The organism is Paracoccus binzhouensis, assembly GCF_016446475.1.
In the GTDB taxonomy this organism is placed as follows: Bacteria; Pseudomonadota; Alphaproteobacteria; order Rhodobacterales; family Rhodobacteraceae; genus Paracoccus; species Paracoccus binzhouensis.
Window position 1 is genome coordinate 43,039 of the sequence record NZ_JAEHFP010000014.1, and the last position, 9,138, is coordinate 52,176.

At 67.5% G+C, this 9,138-nt stretch carries 10 protein-coding genes; all 10 read right to left on the bottom strand.

The window, feature by feature from the left end; translation table 11 throughout:
* Positions 1-33 precede the first annotated feature (33 nt).
* A complete protein-coding gene (locus I9P22_RS05955) occupies positions 34-1,365 on the bottom strand; it encodes a glutamine synthetase family protein (protein WP_199258444.1) in 1,332 nt (443 codons plus the stop codon).
* A 3-nt stretch (positions 1,366-1,368) separates the two neighbouring features.
* Complete coding sequence (locus I9P22_RS05960) at positions 1,369-2,196, bottom strand: ABC transporter permease (RefSeq protein WP_199258445.1); 828 nt, start codon at positions 2,194-2,196, stop codon at positions 1,369-1,371.
* Positions 2,193-3,071, bottom strand: a complete 879-nt coding sequence (locus I9P22_RS05965) for an ABC transporter permease (RefSeq protein WP_199258446.1) — start codon at positions 3,069-3,071, stop codon at positions 2,193-2,195. Before I9P22_RS05965 ends, I9P22_RS05960 begins: the two co-directional genes overlap by 4 nt.
* Before the next feature lie 59 nt (positions 3,072-3,130).
* A complete protein-coding gene (locus I9P22_RS05970) occupies positions 3,131-3,853 on the bottom strand; it encodes a transporter substrate-binding domain-containing protein (RefSeq protein ID WP_199258447.1) in 723 nt (240 codons plus the stop codon).
* A 23-nt stretch (positions 3,854-3,876) separates the two neighbouring features.
* Positions 3,877-4,686, bottom strand: coding sequence for an ABC transporter ATP-binding protein (locus tag I9P22_RS05975; RefSeq protein WP_233253241.1), 810 nt, complete (start codon positions 4,684-4,686; stop codon positions 3,877-3,879).
* Between the two features lie 130 nt (positions 4,687-4,816).
* On the bottom strand, positions 4,817-5,278 hold the full coding sequence (locus I9P22_RS05980) for a tellurite resistance TerB family protein (protein ID WP_199258448.1): 462 nt from the start codon (positions 5,276-5,278) through the stop codon (positions 4,817-4,819).
* A gap of 64 nt (positions 5,279-5,342) precedes the next feature.
* A complete protein-coding gene (locus tag I9P22_RS05985; RefSeq protein WP_199258449.1) occupies positions 5,343-5,627 on the bottom strand; it encodes a DUF1330 domain-containing protein in 285 nt (94 codons plus the stop codon).
* A gap of 68 nt (positions 5,628-5,695) precedes the next feature.
* Positions 5,696-6,604, bottom strand: coding sequence for a polyphosphate kinase 2 (ppk2, locus tag I9P22_RS05990; RefSeq protein ID WP_199258450.1), 909 nt, complete (start codon positions 6,602-6,604; stop codon positions 5,696-5,698).
* Between the two features lie 63 nt (positions 6,605-6,667).
* On the bottom strand, positions 6,668-7,123 hold the full coding sequence (locus I9P22_RS05995; protein WP_199258451.1) for a hypothetical protein: 456 nt from the start codon (positions 7,121-7,123) through the stop codon (positions 6,668-6,670).
* Between the two features lie 47 nt (positions 7,124-7,170).
* The gene (locus tag I9P22_RS06000) at positions 7,171-8,814 is read right to left on the bottom strand and encodes a CTP synthase (protein ID WP_199258452.1); all 1,644 of its coding nucleotides are present in this window, start codon (positions 8,812-8,814) and stop codon (positions 7,171-7,173) included.
* Positions 8,815-9,138: the final 324 nt, after the last annotated feature.

Here is a 9,138-nt window from a genome sequence, read left to right on the forward strand (position 1 = left end):
GTTGTCCAGATACCCGGATGGCGAAGAGGCCGCTCAGACGGTGTCGAGATAAAGCTCGACGGTTTCCTCGTCGGAAAGCTCGGCCATGTAATGCAGCTCCTGCCGCTTGGTCATGACGAAATTCTCGATCAGATGCGCCGGGAAGATACGCCTGATCTCGGGTGAAGCCTCGAAGGCGTCGATGGCCGCGCCCCAGGTCCCGGGCAGCTGTTCCAGCCCCTGTTCATAGGCATTGCCGCGGATCGGCGGCGGCGGTTCGGCCTTGTCCTCGATGCCGTTCAGCGCCGCACCCAAAACCGCCGCAACGGTCAGGTAGGGATTCACGTCGCCGCCGGCCACGCGATGCTCGATCCGGCGGGCTTTCGGGCCGGAGGAGGGAATGCGGATGGCCGATGTGCGGTTCTCGTAGGCCCAGCCGATGCCGGTCGGCGCATGGGCGTTGGGCACCAGCCGGTCGTAACTGTTCTCGTGCGGGGCAAAGACCAGGGTCGAGCCGGGCATGGCGGCAAGGCAGCCGGCGACGGCATGGCGCAGCACCGCCGAGCCCTCGTCGCCGCCATCGTCGAAGACGTTGCGGCCCCGCCGGTCCAGCACCGAGAAATGCATGTGCATCCCCGAGCCGTTCCATTCCTCATAGGGCTTGGCCATGAAGGACCCGGCAAAGCCGTATTGCCGCGCCAGCCCCTTGACCAGCAGCTTGAACAGCCAGGCGTCGTCGGCGGCCTTCAGCGGGTCGGGCTGGTGCATCAGGTTGATCTCGAACTGGCCCGGCGCGGCTTCCGAGATTGCGGTGTCGGCGGGAATGTCCATCGCCTCGCAGGCCTGGTAGAGCGCGGTGAAGAAGCGGTCGAAGGCATCCAGCGCCCGCAGGCTCAGCGTCTCGGCCCCGGTGCGGCGCTTGCCCGAGCGCGGGCTGGGCGGCACCCGCAGCTGGCCGCCGGAATCGTCGATCAGGAAGAATTCCAGCTCGGTCGCCACCACCGGGGTCAGGCCGGCGGCCTTGTAGCGGTCCACGACGCGGGCCAGCGCCTGGCGCGGGTCGCCCTCATAGGGGCGGCCGTCCAGGTGGAACATCCAGATCGGCAAGAGGCCGGTCGGCGCCTCGAGCCAGGGCATGGGCATGAAGCCGCGCTCGGTCGGCAGCAACAGCCCGTCGGGATCGCCGGCCTGGAAGACCAGCGGGCTGTCCTCGATATCCTCGCCCCAGATGTCCATGTTCAGCACCGAGAACGGGAATTTCGTGCCCTCGGTCAGAACCTTGTCGGCAAAGCGCGCCGGAACCCGCTTGCCGCGCGCCACGCCGTTCAGGTCGGCAGCCGCGACGCGGATGGTCTTGACGTCCGGATGCTCGCGCAGCCAGTCCATGGATCACCTGACGAGATTGGGCCGGTAGCGGATCTTCTTCGCCGCGCCGGGCAGATGGCGGTTCAGCCGCCGGTTGACCACCCCGAAGAGCGCGATCAGCCCCAGGGTCAGAAGGATGAAATAGCCCGCGACGATCGGATAGGCGACGAAGGGGTTGAAGGTCTTGTCGGCGAAATAGTTCGCGTAATAAAGCGAGTCGCCGCGCTGCTGGAAGGCCGGGAAGCCGGAAAAGAACACCAGCGTCGTGGCGTGGAACAGGAAGATCGCCTCGTTGGTATAGGCCGGCCAGGCCAGGCGCATGGCGGTCGGCCAGACGACGCGGCGATAGCGGGTCCAGCCGGCCATGCCATAGGCGTCGGCGGCCTCCAGCTCGCCCTTGGGCAGGTTGCGCAGCGCGCCGTGGAAGATCTCGGCCGAATAGGCAGCGGTGTTCAGCACCAGCACCAGCAGCGCGCCGGCCCAGGCCCGGGTCATCCAGTGGGTCTGCACGGTGATGCCCAGCACCTCGATGCCGGCGCGGGGCAGCTGGACCAGCATCTCGTAGGCCAGGAAGAACTGGATGAAGAGCGGGCTGCCGCGGAACAGGAAGACGAACCATTCCGCCGGCTTGCGCAGCAGCGGGTTGCGGCTGGCCTTGGCCACTGCCAGCGCATTGGCCAGGAAGAAGCCGAAGAACACCGCCAGCGCGCCGAAATAGAGGTTCCAGATCAGCCCGGAACCGATCAGCGTCATCTGCTCGCACAGGCTGAAGCCGCTGCGCGGCAGCAGCCGCTCGCCCATGCCGATGGCGCGCAGCCCGTAATCCTGGAGGGTCTGCAGGCACTGGTTCATGTCGCGGCCTTCCGCATCGCCTCGCCGGCGGCGGTGGCCTGCCCGGCCGAGAGCCGCGCCCGGAGCCGGTCGAAGATCCGTTCCGAGCCCCAGGTCATCAGCAGGTAGAAGACCAGGATGGCGAGGAAATAGTAAAGCCGCCAGTCGGGATGCCGATAGGCATAGGCGCTGGTCTTGGCCGATCCAAGCTCGCGCGCCCAGTAGACGATGTCCTCGATGCCCAGCACGAACAGCAGCGGCGTGGCCTTGATCAGGATCATCCACAGGTTGGCCAGGCCGGGCAGGGCATAGGTCCACATCTGCGGGATCAGGATGCGCCGGTTCACCTGGCGCGGGCTCATGCCATAGGCCTCGGCGGTCTCGAGCTGGGCGCGCGGCACCGCGGCCATGGCGCCGTGCAGCACGTTGGCGGCGAAGGCGCCGAACACCACCGAGAAGGCGACCACCGCCAGGAAGATGCCGTAAAGCTGGTGCACCCATTCCGGCGAGGTCGAGAGCGGCAGCTTGGCGGCGGCGCAGACGATGAACTCGTTGCCCTGCCGCACCGGCACCGACGGGTCGCAATAGACGCGCGAGCGCAGCCATTCGAAACCCTGGTCCAGGGCGATGGGCACGAACAGGAAGAAGATGATGTCGGGCACGCCGCGCACCATCGCGGTATAGATGCGCCCGAACCAGCGCAGCGGCGCCAGGCGCGACCGCGCGGCCATGGCGCCGCCGAAGCCGAACAGCAGTGCCACCGGCGCGGTGACCGCCAGAAGCGCCAGCACCGTGCCGAAGCTGGCATAGAACAGCATGTGGCTGCCGGTCGTCAGATAGCATGACAACCAGGCCAGGCCCTGCAGGGCAGAGGGATCGGTGCAGAAGGGGAACATCGTGTCGCCGGGTTGGCCGCCGCGCGCCCCGGGGGCCGCGGCGGCGTCAGTCAGTCAGGTCATTCGTAGGTCTGCGCGTCCTCGCCGAAATGCTGCTTGATCAGCGCGTTCAGGCTGCCATCCTGCTTCATGGAATCGATGGCCGCGTTCAGCTTGTCGCGCAGATCGGCGTCGGACTGGCGCAGGCCGATGCCGATGCCCTCGTCCAGCCGCACCTGCTCGCCCACGAAGACCAGGTCGTTGCTGTCCTCGACGAAGGGGCGCATGACCTCGTGGTCGCCGAAGGCGGCGTCGGCCTCGCCGTTGCGGACAGCGGCGAAGACCTGGTCGATATTGGGATATTCCAGCATCGTCGCCTTGGTGCCGGCGACATGGGCGGCCTGCACGGTTCCGGTCTGCACCGCGATGATGCCGCCCTCCAGGTCGGCGCCCTCATCCAGCGCCACATAGGAGGAAGGCGCGGGCGGCAGGTAGTCCTGGGTGAAGGCGATGGCCTTCTTGCGCTCCTCGTTGATGCTCATCGCCGCCATGATCGCGTCATAGTTCGACGAGACCAGGTTGGGGATGATCGAATCCCAGTCGTTCTTGACCCAGGTGCATTGCAGCTCGGCGCGCTTGCACAGCGCGTTGCCCAGGTCCACCTCGAAGCCGGCCAGCTGGCCCTGTTCGTTGACGAGGTTGTAGGGAGGATAGGCGCCCTCGGTGGCGATGCGCACGGTCTGCGCCATGCCCATGCCCGTGGTCAGGACGAGCGCCGCGGCGGCAAGCATCAGTTTCTTCATTTCCCACTCTCCTGTTGGTCTTTTCATTCGGCCATGGTCGCGCTCAGGAACTGGCGCAGCCGCTCGGAGCGCGGCGCGCCGAACAGCTGCGCCGGCGGCCCCTCCTCCTCGATCCGGCCCTGATGGAGGAAGACGACGTGATCGCTGACATCGGCCGCCAGCCGCATGTCATGGGTGACGAGCAGCATGGTGCGATGCTCGGTCGCCAGGGTCTTGATGACCCGCACCACCTCCTGCTGCAATTCGGGGTCCAGCGCGCTGGTCGGCTCGTCCAGCAGCAGCGCCTTGGGCTCCATGCAGAGCGCGCGGGCGATGGCGGCGCGCTGCTGCTGGCCGCCGGAAAGCTGCGCCGGCCAGGCATCGGCCTTGTCGCCGATGCCGACCTTGGCCAGCAATTCGCGGGCCCGCGCCTCGACCTCGGCCGGGCTGTGCTTCAGGACGTGGACCGGCGCCTCCATGACGTTCTGCAGGATGGTCATGTGCGACCACAGGTTGAACTGCTGGAACACCATGGACAGGTTGGTGCGCAGCCGCGTCACCTGGGCGCGGTCGGCCGGCACCCGCGCCATGCCCGAGCCGCGCCAGCGCACCGCCTCGCCCTCGAAGACAATCTCGCCCTGCTGGCTGTCCTCGAGCAGGTTGCAGCAGCGCAACAACGTCGACTTGCCCGAGCCCGAGGAGCCGATCAGGCTGATGACATGGCCGCGCGGGGCGGTCAGGCTGACGCCCTTGAGAACCTGGAGCGGGCCATAGGCCTTGTGCAGGTCGCGGATCTCTATCACGGGCAGGCGGGCCGCATCGGCCGGCACCGCGGTCTGTTCACTGTGGCTCATGCGGGTATGAGGCGATATTTGCCGGGCGATTGCAACGCTTTCCTCGCTGGCTTTCCGGTCAGGTGGTCACGCCCCGGGGGACATGGATGCGGATGGCGGGCGCTTGGTCGCGGGGCGCGGTCGGTTCCGGTCACGGGTCGGCCTGCCCCAGGCTGCCGAGCGCCCTTTGCCGGGCCAGTGCCGAATCGCGGTCGTTGATCCCCAGCAGGCCGGCGACCAGCCGCACCAGCGATTCCTCATCCGGGTCGCGGCGGCCGTCGGCATAGGCGACCTCCCACATGGCGGCGATGATGTCGTGCCGGTCGGCCAGCTCGATGCGGTCCTTGACCGTGCGGGTGAAGCGCACCGTGTCCGGCGCCTCGGCCTCGATCATCTCGGCCGCCACCCGGCGCTCGGCCGCCTCGGCGGGGCTGAGGCCGTGGCGGCGGGCCAGGATCCGGTCGATGCGCCGCTTCTCGGCCGGGCCGAAATGGTCGTCGGCGCGGGCGAGGCGCACCAGCAGCGCGGCGATGGCCACCTCGGCATCCTGGCCGCTCAGGCGGGCGGGATCGGCGGCGTCGGTGAAAAGGCGGCTCAGCAGGTTGCGAAACATGGGCCGGATATTAGGACAATTTACGGCGACAACAACAGGTTTCGAAAATGTGTCAGACAGATTCCTAGCCCTCGACAATGGCCAGATCCGCGATCGAGCAGGGCTGGCGCAGCGCCAGCGCCGCCTGGTATTCGGGGCTGCGATAGCAGGCGCGGGCGGTTTCCAGGTCGGCGAATTCGATCACCACGGTGCGCGGCCGCATCCGGCCCTCGACCACCTCTTGCGCGCCGCCGCGCACCAGGAAACGCGCTCCGTATTTCGCGAAGGCCGCCGCATTGGCCTGGCGATAGGCCTCATAGGCGGCGGGATCCTCGACCGTGACATGGCCGATCCAGTAGGCTTTGGGCATGGTGGGCTCCTTGCGGCTTGCCCGCCGATCATGCCGCCCCGGCCCGCCGCCGCAAGCCCGATCCCGCCTCAGTAACGCTGCGGCACATAAAGTTCGGGCGGCAGCACCTCGCGCTCGTAATCCGGATTGAAGACCCGGTCGGGCAGGGTGATCTCCTCGTGCGGGACCGGGCCATAGGGGATCTGCGTCAGCAGATGCGCCATGCAGTTCAGCCGCGCCCGCTTCTTGTCGTTGCCGGGCACGATGTACCAGGGCGCCTCGGGGATGTTGGTGCGCTCGAACATCTCCTCCTTGGCCTTGGTGTAATCCTCCCAGCGGATGCGGGATTGCAGGTCCATGGGCGACAGCTTCCACTGTTTCAGCGGATCGTGGATGCGCATCAGGAAGCGCATCTGCTGTTCCTCGTCGGTGATCGAGAACCAGTATTTCACCAGCCGGATGCCCGAGCGCACCAGCATCCGCTCGAATTCCGGCACGTCGTCGAAGAACTGCTGCACCTCCTCCTCGGTGGCGAAGCCCATGACCCGCTCGACCCCGGCGCGGTTGTACCAGCTGCGGTCGAAAAGCACGATCTCGCCCCCCGCCGGCAGGTGCGGGACATAGCGCTGGAAATACCATTGCGTCTTTTCGCGGTCTGAGGGCGCGGGCAGCGCCACGACGCGGGCGACGCGCGGGTTCAGCCGCTGGGTGATGCGCTTGATGGCGCCGCCCTTTCCGGCGCTGTCGCGGCCCTCGAAGATGACCACGACCTTTTCCTTGTAATGCGCCACCCAGTCCTGCAGCTTGATCATCTCGGCCTGCAGGCGCAGCAGCTCGCGAAAGTAATCGGCGCGCGGCATCTGGTCGGGATGGGTGTCGCGATAGATGCGGGCGATCTCCTGCGACAGGACGGCGTCCTCCATCTCGATCTCGATATCCTCGTCGAGCGTGTCCTGAAGCTCGGCTTCCAGCCAGTCCTTGGGCGTCTGGTCCTGCATGGGGATCTCCTGCTGCGCTTGCCTGCGATCTAGCCTTGCAATGTGACGTTTCGGTGTCGCCGTCTAGAATAACCCGGCGCAGTCGCGGGTGATGCCGAAGGCGAGGCCGCCGCCGCTGGTATCCGCCACCGTGCCGCACCAGCGCCCGTCGCTGGAGAACAGGCTCTTGCTGCCCCGGGGCCGATAGGCGACGCGCTTGCCGGTCACGGTGAACAGGTTCAGCGTCCCCGCGCCGTTCGGGGCATAGTAGCCCACCACCGTGCCGTCAGCGGTGAAGATCACCCGCTTTTCGTTGGCGGGGTTGCGCGGTGAATTGGCATGGATCGAAGCGCTGTTGGCCGGGCTGGCCGCCGAATTCGCCGCCGCGTGGGGCGAGTTCGCCTGCCGCGCGGGCTGGTTCTGCGGCGCGCCGGGGCCAAGGTCGAAGGGCAGGCGCGTCTGGTCGATCAGGAACAGCGGCGCATCCGCAAGCACGGGGGCGGCGCAAAGCATCAGGGCGGGGATCAGGGCAAGGCGCATGTCGGGACCGGTCCTCTGGTCCCGGCATTATGGCGCGGCGCAGCGGTTCAGACCAGCCGCTCGTTCTCCATCGCGGCGCGGACGAAGCCGGCGAACAGCGGTGCGGGCTCGAAGGGCTTCGACTTCAGCTCGGGATGCGACTGCACGCCGATGAACCAGGGATGGTCGCGATATTCCACCACCTCGGGCAGCCGCCCGTCCGGCGACATGCCCGAGAAGCTGAGCCCCGCCGTCTCGAGCTGCTCGCGGTATTTCGCGTCGACCTCGTAGCGGTGGCGGTGGCGGTCCTCGATCTCCAGCGCGCCGCCATAGACCTCGGATATCTTCGAGCCAGGCTGCAGCACGGCGGTATAGGCGCCCAGCCGCATGGTGCCGCCCTTGTCGTCGGTCAGCTTGCGCTGCACGGTATAGTTGCCCTGCACCCATTCCTTGAGGTGGTAGACGACCGGCGTGAAGCGGGTCTTGCCGGCCTCGTGGTCGAATTCCTCGGAGCCGGCGTCGGGCATGTCGGCGAGGTTCCGCGCCGCCTCGATCACCGCCATCTGCATGCCCAGGCAGATGCCCAGATAGGGCACCTTCTTCTCGCGCGCATAGCGGGCGGCGGCGACCATGCCCTCGGTGCCGCGCTCGCCGAAGCCGCCGGGCACGATGATGCCGTTATAGCCGTCCAGCAGATGCGCGCCTTCGCCCTCCAGCGCCTCGCTGTCCACCCAGTCGGCCTTGACGCGGACGCGATTGGCCATGCCGCCATGGGTCAGCGCCTCGGCGATGGATTTGTAGGCGTCCTCCAGCTGGGTATATTTGCCGACCACGGCGATGCGGACCTGGCCCTCGGCATTCTCCAGCCGGTCCATGACGTCCTCCCAGCGGCTCAGGTCGGGGCGGGGTGCGGGGCTGATCTGGAAGGCGTCCAGCACCGCCTGGTCGAGCCCGGCGCGATGATAGGCCAGCGGCGCCTCGTAGATCGACTTCAGGTCATAGGCCGGGATCACCGCATCGGGGCGGACGTTGCAGAACAGCGCGATCTTGGCGCGTTCCTTTTCCGGAATCGGATGCTCGCTGCGGCAGACCAGCACGTCGGGCTGCAACCCGATGGAGCGCAGCTCCTTGACCGAATGCTGCGTCGGCTTGGTCTTGAGCTCGCCCGAGGCGGCCAGATAGGGCAGCAGCGTCAGGTGCATGAAGATGCAGCGCCCGCGCGGGCGGTCCTGGGCGAATTGCCGGATGGCCTCGAAGAAGGGCAGGCCCTCGATGTCGCCGACGGTGCCGCCGATTTCGCAGAGCATGAAATCGACCTCGTCCTCGCCCACGGCCAGGAAGTCCTTGATCTCGTTGGTGACGTGCGGAATGACCTGGATGGTCTTGCCGAGATAGGCGCCGCGGCGTTCCTTCTCCAGCACGTTGGAATAGATCCGGCCCGAGGAGACCGAGTCGGTCTTGCGGGCCGAGACGCCGGTGAAGCGTTCGTAATGGCCCAGGTCCAGGTCGGTCTCGGCGCCGTCGTCGGTGACGAAGACCTCGCCATGCTCGAAGGGGCTCATCGTGCCCGGGTCGACGTTCAGATAGGGGTCGAGCTTGCGCAGCCGGACGGTGAAGCCGCGCGCCTGCAACAGCGCCCCCAGCGCCGCCGATGCCAGCCCCTTGCCGAGCGAAGAAACCACACCGCCGGTGATGAAGATGTAACGCGCCATCGAGGGGCCCCCGTGAGTAATCCAATAGAAGATCGCGGCCCGAATCTGGGCGGTTTCACGGGACTCGAGTCATATCCGATTTGTCCCGTGGCCGCAACGGACCGCAAGTTGTTGTAAGGGGCGCCCGTCGCGCCCCCAAGCTGTGGTGTCAGTTATTGGCGGGTGCCGGGGCCGGATCGGCAGGCGCCTCGGTTGCCGGGGTTTCGGTGGCCGGGGCTTCGGGCGCGGCCGGGGTTTCCGCCGCCGGCGGCGCCACCGGCTGCGCGGCGGGGGCATCGCCTTCGCTGGGGGCCGGGGTGGCCGGGGCTTCCTGCGCGGGCGGAG